Annotated in this window: 13 protein-coding genes; 4 read left to right on the forward strand and 9 right to left on the reverse strand. The window is 48.2% G+C overall.

Annotation, left to right across the window (positions count from 1 at the left end):
- Positions 1-19 precede the first annotated feature (19 nt).
- Both BN4314_RS01345 and BN4314_RS01350 read right to left on the reverse strand, forming a co-directional pair.
- Entirely contained in the window at positions 20-2,215 is a 2,196-nt protein-coding gene (locus tag BN4314_RS01345) for a class I SAM-dependent methyltransferase (protein ID WP_068539380.1), read from the reverse strand.
- Between the two features lie 39 nt (positions 2,216-2,254).
- Complete coding sequence (locus tag BN4314_RS01350; protein WP_021734907.1) at positions 2,255-3,772, reverse strand: S10 family peptidase; 1,518 nt, start codon at positions 3,770-3,772, stop codon at positions 2,255-2,257.
- Between the two features lie 239 nt (positions 3,773-4,011).
- Between BN4314_RS01350 and BN4314_RS01355 the strand changes: the two genes are divergently transcribed.
- Complete coding sequence (locus tag BN4314_RS01355) at positions 4,012-6,363, forward strand: KUP/HAK/KT family potassium transporter (RefSeq protein WP_082911112.1); 2,352 nt, start codon at positions 4,012-4,014, stop codon at positions 6,361-6,363.
- Positions 6,364-6,564: 201 nt separating this feature from the next.
- Here the strand turns inward: BN4314_RS01355 and BN4314_RS01360 are convergent, their stop codons facing one another.
- Together BN4314_RS01360 and BN4314_RS01365 are read right to left on the reverse strand one after the other, a co-directional pair.
- Entirely contained in the window at positions 6,565-8,175 is a 1,611-nt protein-coding gene (locus tag BN4314_RS01360) for a citrate synthase (RefSeq protein WP_232309699.1), read from the reverse strand.
- A gap of 14 nt (positions 8,176-8,189) precedes the next feature.
- On the reverse strand, positions 8,190-8,486 hold the full coding sequence (locus BN4314_RS01365) for an ACT domain-containing protein (RefSeq protein WP_021734971.1): 297 nt from the start codon (positions 8,484-8,486) through the stop codon (positions 8,190-8,192).
- Between the two features lie 193 nt (positions 8,487-8,679).
- Between BN4314_RS01365 and BN4314_RS01370 the strand changes: the two genes are divergently transcribed.
- Positions 8,680-9,870: an iron-containing alcohol dehydrogenase gene (locus BN4314_RS01370; RefSeq protein ID WP_021735099.1), complete on the forward strand. Its 1,191-nt coding sequence runs from the start codon at positions 8,680-8,682 to the stop codon at positions 9,868-9,870.
- Positions 9,871-10,035: 165 nt separating this feature from the next.
- On the opposite strand, the gene BN4314_RS01375 is transcribed toward BN4314_RS01370, so the two are convergent.
- The gene (locus BN4314_RS01375) at positions 10,036-10,536 is read right to left on the reverse strand and encodes a CarD family transcriptional regulator (protein ID WP_021735042.1); all 501 of its coding nucleotides are present in this window, start codon (positions 10,534-10,536) and stop codon (positions 10,036-10,038) included.
- A 120-nt stretch (positions 10,537-10,656) separates the two neighbouring features.
- Positions 10,657-12,573 carry a subtype A tannase gene (locus tag BN4314_RS01380; RefSeq protein ID WP_035097822.1) on the reverse strand — a complete coding sequence of 639 codons (1,917 nt, stop codon included), beginning with the start codon at positions 12,571-12,573 and terminating at the stop codon, positions 10,657-10,659.
- A 140-nt stretch (positions 12,574-12,713) separates the two neighbouring features.
- Here BN4314_RS01380 and BN4314_RS01385 point away from each other — a divergent pair, with 140 nt between their 5' ends.
- The gene (locus BN4314_RS01385) at positions 12,714-13,121 is read left to right on the forward strand and encodes an acylphosphatase (protein ID WP_021734878.1); all 408 of its coding nucleotides are present in this window, start codon (positions 12,714-12,716) and stop codon (positions 13,119-13,121) included.
- Between the two features lie 36 nt (positions 13,122-13,157).
- Here BN4314_RS01385 and BN4314_RS08345 read toward each other — a convergent pair whose 3' ends face one another.
- Entirely contained in the window at positions 13,158-13,931 is a 774-nt protein-coding gene (locus BN4314_RS08345; protein WP_021734973.1) for a peptidylprolyl isomerase, read from the reverse strand.
- 171 nt (positions 13,932-14,102) lie between these two features.
- Between BN4314_RS08345 and BN4314_RS01395 the strand changes: the two genes are divergently transcribed.
- Positions 14,103-15,017 (forward strand): alpha/beta hydrolase, encoded by a 915-nt coding sequence (locus BN4314_RS01395; RefSeq protein ID WP_021735081.1) that lies wholly within the window; start codon positions 14,103-14,105, stop codon positions 15,015-15,017.
- 519 nt (positions 15,018-15,536) lie between these two features.
- On the opposite strand, the gene BN4314_RS01400 is transcribed toward BN4314_RS01395, so the two are convergent.
- Together BN4314_RS01400 and BN4314_RS01405 are read right to left on the reverse strand one after the other, a co-directional pair.
- A complete protein-coding gene (locus BN4314_RS01400; RefSeq protein WP_068539382.1) occupies positions 15,537-15,749 on the reverse strand; it encodes a hypothetical protein in 213 nt (70 codons plus the stop codon).
- 209 nt (positions 15,750-15,958) lie between these two features.
- A complete protein-coding gene (locus BN4314_RS01405) occupies positions 15,959-16,390 on the reverse strand; it encodes an HD domain-containing protein (RefSeq protein WP_068539384.1) in 432 nt (143 codons plus the stop codon).
- Positions 16,391-17,118 lie beyond the last annotated feature (728 nt).

Genomic DNA, 17,118 nt, shown 5'->3' on the forward strand with positions numbered 1-17,118 from the left:
ATGTGTATGAGCAAACGTCTTAGACCGCACTCGGCTGGCAGCGCCGCACGATATAACAATGATGAATATGCTTATTGCGCAAAAAGTCCTCGGGAATTGTTTGGTCAGTAATATCGCTCAGCTCTACTCCTGCTTTGGCAAGTTTTTCACGCTCTGGCACAAAGTCTCGTAAATTGCAGCAAAATACACAGCTACCCGCCCGCGTCAGCAGACGTGAAACATCAATCAAAAGTTCCACATGGTCTCGCTGAATATCAAACGAAGAGCTTTTCATACGTGAGGAATTGGAGAAAGTCGGAGGACCGAGATAAATCAAATCCCAGCGATTGCGTGTATGGCGTTGCTCATGTACCCAGCTCAAAACATCTGCTTGTACATATTCATGCTCGGGTCCACCAAAACCGTTGCGCCCCATATTGCGCTCGGCCCACTCCAGATAGGGACGGGAAAGGTCAACCGTTGTCGTATATTTGGCACCGCCGTCCGCGGCATAACAGCTCGCACTACCCGTATAGGCAAAAAGATTCAAAAAACGCTTCGAGCCCGCAGTTGCCTTGGCCATCTCACGAATACGCGCGCGAATATCACGGGTGTCTAGGAAAAGTCCGACGTCCAGCCCACCCGAAAAATTGAGTTCAAAAGTCAGTCCACCCTCATCTACGAGGTGTGCACCAGCAGCAAGAGCAAGCTTTCCCTTCTTTGCTGTGCTATCACGTATGACCTGACGATTTGCATATTGTGAGCCACCACGAGCACGCAAGCGCTGACGCACAAAGATATCTCCTGCAGCCACACCTAAAACAGGTGCGGTGATAGCAAGAGCATCCGAAAGTCGGGTGTGCGCTAAAGCAGGGTCAATTTCCTTGGGTGCAGCGTACTCAGACAATACCGCCCAAGGACCCCCTCCCGTTCCACCATATTTAGCTTCATCAATGAGCGCAGAAGGTTCGAAACGCTCAATTGCGACAGCATAATCCGGTAGGTCAGCATCATATACGCGATAGGCGCTTACATCCTCGCGACGTGCCCAACGGCGACGTAGCCGCCAAGTTTTTTCCAAGCGGCGGGCAAATTGCTCACTTGCGGGTAGTTCCACCATCACAGTCGAACCATTCTTGAGCGCAAGCGACATACCTTGACGCGTGTCTTCTTTTAGCTCGTAAGCAGCAAGCACTCCTCCATCTGCGCCAAGATAGATGCGTTCCTCCCGTGTGGGCTCTAAGCCCAAAGCAACACCAAGGCTTTTGTCACGCCCAAGTACGGAAAGAGTTGAACCCAATGGCAAAGCTGCTACAGCAGAACGTGCCTGTGCCAGCTCTCGCGAGGTTTCAGCAAAGTCTGCAGCTCTGCTTAGATCACAGCAAAGCAAAACATCAGCAACTCCAAGCTGCGCAGCATCAAGCCCGTCTATACCAACATCAATAAAGCTTGCTGTTGTAGTGACCTTGGCAGCCACCTCCGCGCGTTCGTCAGCCTCATCAAGCAAAGCAAACCACGCGGCTTCATCATGTTTCAGCCACGACTCAAAGCCCCAATGATGCCGTAACAAATTGGGTGCTCTGTCATCGCACTCTGCTTGTGCCTCTGCAAGCAGAACCGCTGCCCCTGCTCCTAGTACCAACAAAGTTGGTGTTTGGTGCCTACAGAGACGATACCAACCACCCGTTGCCAAAAGTGCTGCTGCATAGTCGGGACGCAAAGATTCACGCAGACTAGATTTTCTCTGCCCATCGCGATGAAAAAGTGGCTCTCCCGCTAGCTCAATACCTATCACTGCTCGCTCACGCGAAAGACGAACGATAACCGTCAAATCTGCTTGACTGGGATCTGTGGCCAATCGCACACCACACATCTCTGCCATACGGTCAGCAATAGCATCCTTGGTACGCAAGGCTGTAAAACGAGTATTGCGGAGCTCAGAATTAGTGCCATGCGCATCAACCGAGATACTTGCGGTACGCACTAATTCGTCCTCCCACGCAATTTGTGATACACCCTCGTAAAGCTCATCAGCAGTACGTGCATCTACACGCGCCAAAATTGCAACCACGCGGGAGGCAAGGCGCGACCATAAGCAGACACGATAAGCATCTGCCAGCTTGCCTTCAAAACCAACCTGCCCATGTAGGGGGCGCACACGAGGTGTGCCCAAAGCCCGCAGTTCATCAGCAAGAAGGCCCTCAAATCCTGCAGGGCAGCTGGCAAAAAACTCCATTATTTCCTCCGACGTGATTGCATAAGTCAGCACGCGTCTTTAATGCTTACGGTAAAAGGCTGCAAGGTCGGCATCCATTGCCTCAAGAGTGGGAACATCAACGTAGGCCATATGGCCACAGCCATAGCGATGGAATTCTACGCGCTGCTTGATTTCATCAGAGAGGAACTGTGCAGAGATGTCATGGACAACATTCCAATACGTAGTTGCTGCATCATAGCGACCACCAAGCACACACATCTTGATAGTGGGATCGCGGCGCAAAGCACAGGCAATATCGATGGCAACATTAGGCGCACCAACTTTTTCGCCGGTTCCCGCAGCCTCGTGCTCCCAGTCCCACTTCGTGCCAACACGCTCGTAGTTGTTGTCAAGATAGCGAGCGGGACTACGATAGCCCAAGCTATCACGTAAGAAGGCGCGGAAGGCATTGTTCCAGACCGCATTAACTGCATCGTCAGCAGCATCCTCACCGGCAATCCAGTCAGAAATTTGCTGATAGCTTGGTGCATCAGACACAAAACGCATATCTAAGCGGCCACAAACTTTGCCCTCATCCGCCAAGATATGACTACGGAAATCCTCCAGCGATACACGTAGATGGCGAGAGACGATGTAGTCTGCAGACAGACCAATAAGCTCGGACATCTGCTCGGCCACCTTGCGCTCTCGCTCCTTGCCTAGGCGGTCACCAATAAGCAAAGCGGAGGCATAGACCTCATCAGAAAAGCTCATTGCCTTGTCAAACCAGCTATCTACATCAATATCTTTGCCTGCACGGCCAAAGAACTGTGCTGTTGCAGCAAACGTTGGCAGCATACCCAAGTAATACAAATCTTCGCCAGGTAGGGTCTGTACCCAGTCCCAAATCGCAGACAGCATGGTCACACCAGTCAACTTGACGCCACGCTCGCCCAAAAGACGCATCAGTACCGCATTACGGACAGTACCATAGGACTCACCCAACAAATACAGTGGGCTCGCCCAGCGACCCTCGCGCTCGAGCCACTCAGTAAGAGCACGACAAAATGCATCAGCATCTCCATCAATGCCAAAGAGGGACTTGGGTTCTGCATCTGCAGCAACGGGCGAAAAACCCGTGCCTGGTGCATCAAAAAAGACAAGGTCGGAGTATTTCAGCAAGGTATGAGGATTGTCAGTTACGAGAGCTGATGAAGCGAGGTGGTCGGTACCTGAAGTCTCTACACGCAAAGGACCAAAACCGCCAAAGTTAATAGGCACCGATGCGCAACCAGGGCCACCGTTAAAAAGGAAGGTTACCGGACGTGTGGGGTCAGCTTTACCCTCAGCATCAACTGCAACATATGCAAGATGAAACATCTGAGCCGTCAGGCGGCCTGTATCATCACGCACATCGACATGACCTGCCGTAGCAATATAATCAATGGCCTTTTCCTCACCCTTCCAGGTAAGGCGCTGGGACGCAGCCTCAGGTACAGGCATAGACCCCGAACCCTGTGCTATCCAAAAGTCACTCTTTTTTGTAGGGGTTACGGTAGGTGTCGCCACCAGCTTTCCCTCAGTTTCTTCTGCCATGTGAGCCTCCTTAAAATTGCGCCGAAGCGCATCTCTTGTCGACAAACACTATAGAGCAGACAAGCAAAACTTGACCCGCCATCTGCATTTCTTCTCTGCATCTATAGGTCTCAACTTGCCCCATCCCTACAAAAAGATAAAATTATAGGTTCAGTGCGCGTTAACACTCGCATCACACATAGTATAAATACAGCATGTTGTTTGATGTCTGCGCAGATAGATACGTTGTTTGGAGCGTCATGAGCATAGCTAATATGCCAAGCGGGAAGCCTTCAAAGACTCCTTTGGGATCCGTCAAAGACTTTTCCCGCAAGAAAAGTGATTTACACAGAGCAGCCCGCGGAAATGCGAGTATTCCGTTTTCTATGGGTATGGTATTGGTAACCTTAGGCGTGGTCTACGGCGACATCGGCACCAGCCCCATGTATACCATGAAGGCAATTATGGAGGGCAACGGCGGACTCAAAACCATGAGTAGCGACGTGGTTTTAGGCGCTTTATCCCTACTCATTTGGACCATTACCTTAATTACAACGGTGAAATATGTTCTTATTGCCATGAAGGCAGATAACCACAATGAAGGCGGTATTTTTGCTCTCTACAGCCTCGTGAGACACTGTAGCAAGTGGCTACTCTTCCCTGCTATGGTGGGTGGAGCAGCGCTCTTGGCAGACGGCATCCTCACTCCTGCCGTCACGGTAACGACAGCTATCGAGGGCTTACGAACTATTGATGTGGTCTACAACATCATTGGTGATAATCAACATATTGTTATTGGCATCACTATTACCATTCTCTGCGCACTTTTTATGATTCAACGCGCAGGCACCTCTACCATCGGTAAAGCCTTTGGGCCCGTCATGACTTTGTGGTTTGGCTTTTTAGCAGCCATTGGTTTGATGAATATCATTACTACAGGAAATTGGGGAGTGCTGCGCGCACTCAATCCTATGCGTGGTGTTATCTTCCTTTTTTCGGATATCAATGCAGCAGGTCTCATGGTACTGGGCAATGTCTTCCTCTGCACCACTGGCGCCGAGGCATTGTATTCGGATATGGGCCACGTTGGTAAGTCAAACATCTATGCAAGTTGGCCTTTTGTAAAGCTCTGCTTGATTTTTAACTATCTTGGTCAGGGTGCCTTTATTTTGGCAAATAGGGGTAATACTGGTTTGTATGGCATTGAGCAACTCAATCCCTTCTTCGAGATGGTGCCCGAAAACCTCCGCATATTTGCCGTCATTCTTTCAACCTTAGCCGCCATTATCGCCTCTCAGGCACTCATTACTGGCTCTTTCTCCATCGTTAGCGAGGCTATCCACCTTGATCTGATGCCCCACCTTAAAATCATTTATCCTTCCAATACCAAAGGTCAGCTCTACATTCCTTTGGTCAACGCCATCATTTGGGTTGGCTGCATCTTTGTTGTGCTGCTCTTTAGGACATCCAGTCATATGGAAGCCGCATACGGTCTGGCGATTACGGCAACTATGCTCATGACCACCGTTTTGCTTTTTGTCTATCTCCATACCATCCGTCACAAGCCATTAATTGCCTATGTATTCCTTGCTTTCTTTATTGCACTTGAAGCTATGTTCTTTGTCTCTAGCCTGACAAAATTCCTACACGGCGGCTACTTCACGGTACTCATGGCGGCAACGATTTTCTTTGTCATGTATGTTTGGCGCCGCGGCACTGCTATCGAACGTACGCAGACGGTCTATTTGCCCGTCAACAAGTACATCGACCAGCTCCGTGACCTTAGTCACGACGAAAGCTATTTTCTTACAGCAGATAATCTGGTGTTCCTTACAAACGATTCCAGTCCCGATAAACTCGACCGCGATATTCTCTACTCAATTTTGAACAAGCAACCCAAACGTGCTCGCGCGTACTACTTCCTTAACGTGAAGGTTACTGACGAGCCTCGCACGCTCTCATACTCGGTCAACAATTTTGGCACCGATTTTGTCTTTAAGGTACAGCTCCGTCTGGGCTTTCGCGTTAATCAGCGTGTGAACCAGTATCTTTATCAGATTGTCTCTGATCTTGTAGGGTCTGGTCAGCTGGCTCCACAACCGCACCGCTACTCCATCTACCGTAATGCCAGCAGTATTGGTGACTTCCGTTTTTGCATGCTGCGCAAGGAAATTTCGCCTGAATCTGAAATCTCGGGTGGCAATGCTGGCATCTTGACGGCAAAGTACGCTATCCGCCGTTTCTGCGGCTCCCCCGCCCGTTGGTATGGCCTAGAAAACTCTTCCAATATCATCGAATACGTGCCACTGTTTGCCAAAACAAAGCACACACACAAGCTTACCCGCGAGCCTTACAAGCGCACCATTAAGCGTGGCAATACCGGAGCTTCTGCGCCAGTTGTCACTGTCCCTGAAGTCAAAGCTGAGGACGAAGAAAGCGATGTCTTTAGTGACGAGCTGCGCAAAGCTCGCGAGGAAGCAACACAAGCCGCAGCCACTACCCTTATCGGTGGCGATACCGCAAGCTTCCAGCCACTGGTAATTGACGAAGATGCCGAAGATGATGATCTGCTTGCCGATGGCGAACTGGGCCGCGAAGAAGACATCGACTAAACACGTACAGATATATGCGTACATCGCGTACGCGCCGTCTTGGCGCCTGCATAGCTAAGGTTAAGCAATCCTTTCATATGCAGGCGTTCAAAACGCTACCAAGTGGCTTGAGAAGCCTCAAATAAAAATTGCTGCGCGACTGCTTATTGAGCCTGATGTGGAGGGACAGCAGCGAGAACTTGAGTAAGACCGATAAGAAGGTTAACGCTCAGCAAGGGGCACATAGGCTTGATTAGTCATATAGGAGTTATAAGCAGGACGAATAATGCGAGCAGCACCATACATTTCTTCCATGCGATGTGATGCCCATCCAGCCAGACGTGCCAACGCAAAAATAGGCGTATAGAGCTCCTCGGGTACACCAAGCATCGAATAGACAAAACCTGAATACAAATCAATGTTGGCACAAATCGCCTTATCTGTACCACGAACCTCTTTCATGAGTTCAGGCCCCATACGTTCAATGGATTTGATGAGGCCCAGTCGCCCATCATCACCCTTTTTGTGAGCAAGTTTTTCAGCATAGGTACGCACCACTTCAGCACGAGGATCGGTCTTGGAATAAACCGCATGCCCCAAGCCATAAATCAAGCCGCTACCATCAAAGGCTTCCCCTTTGAGAATGCGTGTAAGATAACATGCCAGCTCGTCCTCGTCATCCCAATCATTCACGTTTTGGGCAATGTTATCAATCATGTGCGAAACCTGCGCGTTTGCACCGCCATGCTTAGGACCTTTAAGCGAACCAAGCGCACTGGCATAGGCAGAATAGGCATCTGTTGCCGACGATGACAACACGCGGCACGTAAAGGTCGAGTTGTTACCACCACCATGTTCAGCGTGTAGCATAAGCATAACGTCAAGCATGCGTGCCTCATCAACGCTAAAGCCCTCATCGCCACGAAGGATATCAAGGACCGTTTCGGCCATGGAGTAATCTTCACGTGCGGGAGGCACCAGTAGCTGGCGGTTTTCCTCAGATGCACGATACGCCTCGGCGGCAACCGCTGCCATACGCGGCCAGCGACCAAGCAGAGATACTGCCACATCAATCTCATGTTCAGGCGAGGTATCATCAGGTATGGGGTCAAAGGCATAGAGCATGAGCGTTGCACGCTGCAATACATTCATGATGGAATGGCTGTAAGTCGCCCGCGGAAAGCCGCGCAAAAAACTATCCGGTAGCTGACGCCTCATACCAATACGAGCTTTGAAATCATCCAGTTCCTCGGCGGAGGGCAGAGAACCCGAAAGTAGCAGGTAAGCAACCTCTTCATAGCCAAAACGATCTTCATTAGTTGCACCATGTACTAAATCAGCAATATCATAGCCACGCAGGGTCAGACGCCCTTCATCAGGCACTACCCAGCCGTCAACTTTGTTGTATCCATGCACATTAGAAATCGTGGTGAGACCCACTAAAACGCCTGAGCCATCAGAATTGCGCAAGCCACGTTTGACATCATAGCGCTGATAAAGCTTTGCCGGCACCTTGTTGACTTTATCCATGCCGTGATACAGCTGATCGGCAACACCTGTAGTACCCATCACTTCCGATGGCATGGGATACGGATCGCGCATATGATCAAACGCTGAGGTTCCTGTCTCCGTCAGACGATGACGCACTGACTCACCCAACGGTGTATCAAGACCACCATCCGCCTCAATGCGCTTCACACGCTTGAGGCGACGAGAAATCTCGCGCATATCTTTGTCAGCACGCTCATCAGCAGGCATACCATGGTCGCTCTGCTTGCCATGATTTTTATTGATAGCTGTGTTGTTCTTTTTTTCGACTTCATTTGCGGCCATGCTGGTCCCCTCGCCTACAGCCGATACATATAACGAAAGACATCCTCACGCTGCAGCATTATCTGCACACCGAGCTGCTCTTGGAGCTCGGCTAGACGAGACTGAAGATCGGCAAAGTCACTTTCTCCTGCGCTTAAATCCACCAACATAGTCATGGTAAAAATGCCCTGAAGAATGGTCTGGGAAATATCTAAGATATTGGCATCTGCTTGCGCTAAAACTGTAGAAACCGCCGCAACGATGCCAGGACGGTCTGAACCCAAAACGCTCACCACCGCACGGTTTGTCTGCTCGCCCATCTGTGAAGCCATAGCTCATCCTCCTCAAATATGCTGCAATATCGCATGCTCTGTGTACATCATGTTCAAGCTATCCTATTTTAGCGGCTCCCATGTTCTGCTCATATATGGCTACCTATACTGTTTCTAAAGCGAAACTCTTTTTGCTTTTATGTGGCACAAGCTGCACGTTTATAACCTGCATTGCAACAGGAGAGGAGCCGATATGAACGATTTTGAGTGGATGTCGCCCACAAAGTTTGTTTTTGGCCACAATGCTGAGAAAAAAGTTGGTGGTTGGGCAGATGGCGAAGGATACAAAAAGGCTCTTGTACTGTATGGCAAAGGTCATGTCCTACGTTCTGGCCTGCTCGATACCGTAATAACCTCACTTGATGAGGCAGGTATTGCTCATGTTGAGCTGGGCGGTGTACGCCCTAACCCTGAAGTAAATCTCGTGCGCCAAGCTGTTGAGCTTGCACGTAATGAGCAGGTCGACTTTATACTCGCCGTAGGTGGAGGCTCCGTGATTGACACGGCCAAAGCTTGCGCCATAACTGTCCCTAATGATTGGGATGTATGGGAGTTCTTTGCTCATGGCAATCCATTGCCCAAAGTTAAAGCATTAGCGGTAGCAAGTGTGCTCACCATTCCTGCTGCAGGTTCTGAAGCTTCAAACTCCTGCGTCATTTCTAACGATGAGCTGGGGCTCAAAAAAGGAATCAACGGTGACAATATTCGCTGCAAGGCAGCCTTTATGAACCCTGAGCTCACGCTTAGCCTACCTGCGTATCAAACTTTTGCAGGCGTCACCGATATGATGATTCATATCATCGAGCGTGCGTTTTCTGCATCTGGTGACGTACCAGTAACTGATGGTATCGCTTTTTCTCTACTGCGTACCATCCGTTCGGCAGCTCTTGTGGTACTACGCGATCCTAACAACTACGACGCACGCGCTAGTTTAATGTGGGCATCAACTCTGGCCCATAACGGCCTATGCGGTAATGGCCGCGTTGAAGATTGGTCATCTCATGGCCTGGAACATGTCTTATCCGCGCTAAAGACCGAAGTTACCCATGGGGCCGGCCTTGCCGTTATTGTTCCTGCTTGGCTACGTCATTGTTACCGGCAAAACCCCGCACGCGTAGCGCGTTTAGGTGCAGAGGTCTTTGGTGTTGCTCAGACGGGCTCCCTCCAAACCGATGCTCTAGCCGCAATTGATGCTCTACAGGATTTTTTCTGCACGATTGGCATGCCCCGCTATCTTGATGAGTTTGGCTTTGTTCCTGCAGATGTAGATCAGCTAGTAGAAGGTCTACGCACTCATAAAGGCGATCACGTGGGTTCGTTCAAACGAATGAATATGGATGATGTGCGTGCCATTTATAGTTCAGCTTTTGCAACTCAAGATTAGCGGGCCGTCGCGACAGTCAATCACACATTTAACTAACAAAATAGCCGCAGGTCTTCAAGACTGCGGCTATTTTTTATAAAAAGCTGTTTAGAGTAAAGACGTTAGCGCAGGGCATCAGCCTTTTTAACTCGCGTCATCTACAAAGTAAGGCAGACTGTTTAACTGTTAGTTGTCTTCTGGATTTTCTCCTTCAGAAGCCACAAAAAGCATCGTGACATCCTCTGGTGTCTTGTCCAAAGCAACTGCAAGCTCAGTCAGTGAGCGTTTGCGGGCCTTTTTTAGAATGCGCTCATAAGCTACAGGCGGTTTTTTGCCAGCTGCCTTGAGATTTTCAATACGCTGACGAAAGGTCTTAACAATACGCACGGAATCGCGGCAGTCCCCATAGCGAATCTCATCGGTAAAGTACTGTTCTTCAAGGGCATTACTGCGCTCTTTATGGGACTCAGGAGCCATCGTAGGATAATCATCAATAATCTCGACAGCCTCATCGTGGCTCAAGATAGGCCGCAAAGCATCTTCGCGCGCAATTGGAAAACTAATACGCATAGGATTTCGCTGACCAACAGGGGTCAGCATATAAGAGCTCATTGGCTCATCAACAATCCCCTTGATCTGGCAGACACCTTGACCGGGATGAACGATGAACTCTCCAACCTCAAACATGTATAAACCCCCACCTCAACTACTAATATTGCTATCAATACTAGCACGCCAAGGCAGAAAAATAATATTTTTTGCGTTTAACCCTTACAAAAAGCATCAATTTACGCTATTTTATTGCATTTACTCTTTTTCATAGATTTGAGTTACCCAAGAAACAAACTTTTCTTCAGCATTACCCTCGCATTCAGCAAGCTCAAATCCTGCCCCCCATACCGGCATAAAAGCAACCTCTTTAATGCCCTTATAGGCCTTAAGTGCCAGTGTCAAGTTGACTTCATCAGCAAAGGAAGTCATATTCGAGAAGAGACCTGCGTTGATACGCCAATAAGGTGCTGCCTTGACATTGTCATCTCTCTTGGAATTATCCGCAATGAAGTGCAGAGGGCTCATCATCTGAACGCGACTTGCCACATCCAGCTCAAAGGTATCGGTTTTGCTAAGGTCTTCTTTCCAATCAAAAGCATACTTAACATCCCAGTCTTTGAGTTTGCTATAGCTATCCTGATGGGCAGCAATTTGTTCAGCCATAATTTGGTCAAAGTGCAGCGAAGTTTCTTCACCTACACCAAAGAGCTGATTGATGATCGAGGAGCGGTCGCAAGCATCAAAGGCACCTACCGTATGCTGTGCAGGCCGACAAGCTTCAACGAAATCCCAGAGATTGGTTACATTTGCCCGTTGTGCTGTAGCACTATAAACCAACCAACGTGTTTTAGCAGTAAGGGATCCAACGTAGCTCTCGATAGAATCATAGACCGTCGACTGTACCGTTCTTACGCCACTGGAAGTGTTGGCGTTTGTATTGCTAGAGCTCGCATCGCTCGCTGCATCACTTGCAGCTGCAACACTTGCATAGTTATTCTTTGCCAAAGTTGGATCACCCGGAAAAAGCGGAGTATTTTGATCTGTCGGCGTATAGGTATAGGGAAATGCTGTGGACGAGAAGAACTTGCTTGCGGCAGCTTCTACCAAACCTAACAGGTAGTCGTAGTAAGTACCCGAGATGAGCGAACCGTCTTCAGCTGCATCCAAACTGAGCGGTTTACCTTCTTCATCAAGCAGACCTAGCTTATTGACATACTTACCATACGCGGTGGCAAGATCTGTCGAGAGCGCTTGACCAAAGCTTCCCTCTGCACGAGCGCCTTCATGTGAGAACTGACCCATCATCCATTCGTAAGATGCGTCGGCAGCATCAAGCGCTGTGATAGGACACCATGCACCAACACCTTGGATGGCATCAGAAAGAGCCTTACCCTCTTTTCCATCATGCATTGCGGCACCAATTTGTGTGAGATAAGGCTCAAACTCAGAAGAATCACCCGAGCTGCCAAGGCAAGCGGCAATGCCACCACCACCGCCAAAACCGAAGGCAAAGATTCGATTTGTGTTGCCTGGCAAAAGATCTTTGTTGTAGCGCAAATAACGTATTGCTGCTTTGAGATCGACTACAGGCCATGGGGAGCCACCTGCAATAAGCTCAGAAGTATTGCTTTGTGCTATTGCTGAACGGCCCCGGAAACCAGCATAAACATAAATAAGACCTGCCGATAGATAGCGCGTAAGACCGGTATAAGAAAAGCCTGTCGGGCATGCTTGAGCCTCAAAACGTGCAGAGTTGAGTGGCATCATAATGGGAGCGGTAGCTGCGGTAAAAGAGGCAATCTTTGCATCAGGCAGCAGTGTGCATTCGTAGCTCCCATTAAGGCGTTTCTTGCCTTCAAAATATGGACCGGGGACAAAAATCGCAAGAGACTCATAAGCTTCAGTTGCAGGATGCAAACAATAAGGCACGCCAAGCTGGTAATAGCAGTCAAATGTCGTGTCGTAGCTCCATGCACCCATATCAAGCTCAAGCGCTGCAAACTCTTTGAGATCAATTTCAGCGGCAACAGAACCTTGAGAAGTCTTTGGATTGTTTTGCTTGTCTTCATCCTTATTGATAAACCAAGAAAAATTGGGCTGGGCGCAGGCGCTAAGACCTGCCATAGTTGCAGCCGATGCCACTCCAAGGAATGTCCTCCTGCTTACACCCATTGTTGCCTCCCCAAAGCCAAAACTTATCGAATTGCGCATTTGATACCTTATAGTTTGCACAATTTTGCGTCCTAATTCGTCTATTGTAGACGGAGAATGAGTTTTCACGAGAGACCTACATGGCGTGTAAGGGGCTTCCTATGCTGAAGTGGTTCAAACGCGCAAATGGAATGCAACAAAATGAAGTCCAAGAGACTGCTGATGTAGATACTGCACGCTCAGATATACACAAACAAGCAGACCTTGGAGACGCTGACACAGCAACGCTACGACGTGTACATTTTGTTTTTCGTGGACAAGTACAAGGAGTTGGCTTTCGTTGGAACGCACGTAACTGTGCTAACGATTTGGGGCTATGTGGTTGGATACGCAACGAATGGGACGGCTCGGTCACGATGGAACTACAGGGCAACTCCGAACGCATTGCGCGCTTCCTTACCCTCTTTAACCAACAGTATCGCCATTTTCAAATCGATTATGTTATCGACGAAAAGGAAGATATCCCTCTTCGTCAGGATGAAAGCGAGTTTAAAGTAATTTTTAGCTAGAGATGACTAGATAACCAGACGCGATGCTATGCAGTCCTAATCATCAATCTCAAGCTTTTCGATAACTGGCTGATCATCTTTGGCAATAGAACCGTTGCTATCTGTAGGTTTTGCTTGTTTGCAAATCTCGTCGACAACATCCATGCCATCAGTAACATGGCCAAAGGCAGCATACTGCCCATCAAGAGACTCCTGATAGCTTTGCATAATAAAGAATTGCGATGAGGCAGAATCGTTGTCTTGGGCGCGCGCCATCGCGATAGTACCGCGCGTTAACAGGAGCTTGTTGTCAATCCCATTAGCACTAAACTCTCCTTTGATTGTGCGGTCAGCACCGCCAGTTCCGTCGCCCTTGGGGTCACCGCCTTGCATCATAAAATCCTCGATAATGCGATGGAAGGTAAGGCCGTTGTAGAAGCCATCCTTTGCCAAACGACAGAAGTTGCTAACGGTAATAGGTGCAGAATCTGCATCTAAAACAAGCTGGATTGTTCCGTAATCCTTGATGATAAGCGTGGCATGATGGGTTCCACGACCAAATTCATCATCAGGAGCAACCGCGGTAATAGTGCTTGCATTTTTGTCTTGAGCAGTACCTGCAAGAGGATCGGTTTTTATTTGGGTTGAGGTAGTGGAGCCTTGCTCAGTGTGGGCAGAGCCGCTGGATGTGACGGTTGAATCTTGAGAGGAACAGGCAGTTAATGCAGTCAAGGAAGCAAGGCTGCCTGCGGCAATACTTGCCAAAAATGTCCTTCTTGAAAGAGTGAGCAGCTCTAGGGAACTGCGTGGGGTAGTTTTATTATTCAGCATACAAAAAGCTCCTCTTATTTGAGTTAGGCCACATCAAAACTAGTTTAGCTACAGCCTACATCTAACAAATACATTCAAATCTTCTTGACTGCATTATAAGGGCATCGGAAGCATAGAGTTCCTATACTGTCGAGTGATAAGAGAATTTGAAGCTATTGGAGCTGATGTCGCATGGAATCGACACTCACTCGTTTGTGGAAGCATATAGAAGACGCTGACCAAAAGCGCATTGAAACACAGAAGCGTGTACCAGATGTCGAAACAAGCAGGCCTATTGCCTATCTCAATGACGGTAATCCCTTGCATGTATTAAGTATTTCTCGCCCTAAGAGCAACGCGGGGCAGATAACGCTGCCTGTGATTGTTGACATTCATGGTGGCGGTCATATGTATGGCGACCTGCTGGTTAATCGCAATTACTGCGAGTACCTCGCATCACAGGGTTTTGCGGTAGTCAATATATGCTATCGCTTGCTGCCTGAAGTTGATTTGGCAGGCATGATCCAAGATTTGTGGGCGGCCTTTGGGTGGCTGGCACAACATGCCTCAGAGGAGTTGTTGGATTTGCAGCACTGCTTTATTACAGGAGATTCTGCTGGGGCCCATTTGAGCATGTTGGCATTATGCATTGGGAGCAAAACAGAGTTACAGCAGATATATGGTACGACTGGGCTGCCACTCAACTTTAAGGCGCTCGCGGTAAGCTGCCCTGTGACAAATCTGGCGCCCTATTATGCACCAGGTCTATTTGGCACCCGTGCTGATGTAGAAATGCGTCAGATGTTTTTAGGCAAGCAGGGCGAGAATGCTCCTTGGGCCCCTTACATGAGCATAAGCGAGGTATTGCCAGGCGCCACGCTACCACCCGTGCTAGTAATAGGTTCAGCAGGCGACAGTCTGAAATTTCAAACACAAGCTTTGCTTGAACTGCTGAAAAACAATGGCTGCCAGTACAAGACGCTTATCTGGGATAACAAATCTGACAAGGTATTAGGACACGTCTTTAACATCGGCTTCTGGGATCAAAAAGAAAGCCTTGAGACCAATGATGCTATGCTTGACTTCTTTCTCACGAACGCTGACTAGGCCGTCTAGGACATATTTTCCTACAGACAAACTCTCGGCGTCTCCTACCCCTCCTACAGATGGCTCGAGTGTCGACGTCTCAAACGGCAGATGGTTCATCCGCCGACATCTCAAACTAAAGATGGTTTATCCGTCGGTCTTTCCATCCACAAAACCGCAGGTCACAATTTGAGGAAACTCGAACGATGAACCGTCTGTGCTTATGGGGGCCGAAAGACGAACCATCTATTTGCTTGTGATGCAATATAGGCTTGTGCCAAGTCGGCTTTCCGTCGTACGTGTCAGGAAATATCATATACCCTTGAAAGTTATATGCGCCCACACGATTGCAAAAGCAAATGGCAAGAGGTGGTATCGCGTGCCATAGCGATTACCGTACTTACTTATGCTGCTCGATGAACCACGTCCACCCAATAAGCTCCACCCTACTCTCTGTTCGGTTGCTAATAAAAAGCCGCCCAAAGGACGGCTCAGAGTTTCTCGAACTGCAAGGCACTAATTTCATAGCCTGCCCCATGTTTACACATTGATACCTATCCCCGTAGGCCATTCAAACTCTGGAGAGTCAAAATCAATCATCGGAAATAGCCCAGACACCATTTCTTTGTAATACTCAATCGCTTCTACAGGAGTTTCTTCAGTTGGCATAAAATCAGGACTAAACTGAAAATCATCGTCCGATATCCACTTTTCCCATTTTTTGTATTCCGCTTCGCCTTCTGGTGTAAACATGGCTATCCCTTCTTAAATTTGTTTTTCTTTAGACATTCGTTGAGCGCTCGACCATGTGCATTTGGCTTTCCGCGAGTCATACTTGCAAAAATCTTAGCAAAAAACTCTTTGCTACTCACCTTGCCGTATTGCGATGGACTTGTGCTGCGATCAGCATATTTACTCCTTGCATTCTTGTTTTTACAGTTCAACACAAGCAATAGGAGTACCTAAAAACTTGACAGCAAGAAATCTAACGCAGTCTCATATTTGTCAACCCGCTCTAGGTCCTTATGCGAAATCTCGGAAAGCCGTTCAAGTTTCATATTGTGTTTTAAGTCAGTGATCTTAATCATGGTTGCGAGTTTGTTAGTGGCAACTTGTTCGACATATTCAAAATATGGCACGCCTTTCTGATGAGTAAGAACCTTAACAGCATCTACCACATCTGTACAAAGGCCTGCGGCATAAAGGTCATCAGACGTGATATCAGTATCTTCAAGTGCGTCATGCAACCATGCAACTGCCTTAGCGTTATCACCACTCACATGAGCGGCCACATAAGCAGGGTGCTCAATATAGGGCTTTCCTGCTTTATCTACCTGTCCAGCGTGCGCTCTAGTTGCTATTTGCTGCGCAATTTTCTCTTGCTGCAATGCCATCTAAAGCCTCCTGCTCGGTTATTTCATCAACCCAACGCTCGCCTACCCACATATCAGCTAGATCTGTATCCTCAAGCCACTTTTTTGTAGCGAGTCGTATCTAAAGAGGCTGCCTGAAATCTCATGAATATATATAGGAGCGTCATACTCTTTATAATATCTCACAAAGCAGCCTCCTCAATTCCTGTTGGCAAGGCGACCTTATGAGAGTTCTCTACCATCTTTGCAGTCAGTTCTTGCTTTCATCTCACTCTTCTTCACATTACCGAACAAGCTCAAATTTTATACCCCATTTGTGTCCCACAAATTTTTTTGTGGGACATCGATAGCACACACAAACTCAATGATGGAAATTGCAAGCGGCTATATAGTTTCAGGCAAGCAAAGAGAGGAAATAGGACTATAGCAATTTGACAATCGCTGACAAAGAGTTAGGTAGAGAGGTATAAAAGCTTTTGTCACTTTTCTGTCACTCCGTGTCACTTGGAGAAGAAAAAAGGTCAGAGCCAAAGCCCTGACCTTGTATTATGTCCACTATACGATGAATACCCTATATAATGTAATTATAGAGTATTCCCCATATATATAACCAACAAAAGGCAATAAGGCCTTTCAAGAAGCAGAAAGGAGAACGTCATGAGCGTAAGTTTCAGAATCTGGCGGATTAGAATTACGTCCACCGTCAAGCTTAGATTCCTCTAAACGGTGACACCAAACTAGCCCCTTCG

This window comes from Olegusella massiliensis, assembly GCF_900078545.1.
GTDB classification, from domain to species: domain Bacteria; phylum Actinomycetota; class Coriobacteriia; order Coriobacteriales; family Atopobiaceae; genus Olegusella; species Olegusella massiliensis.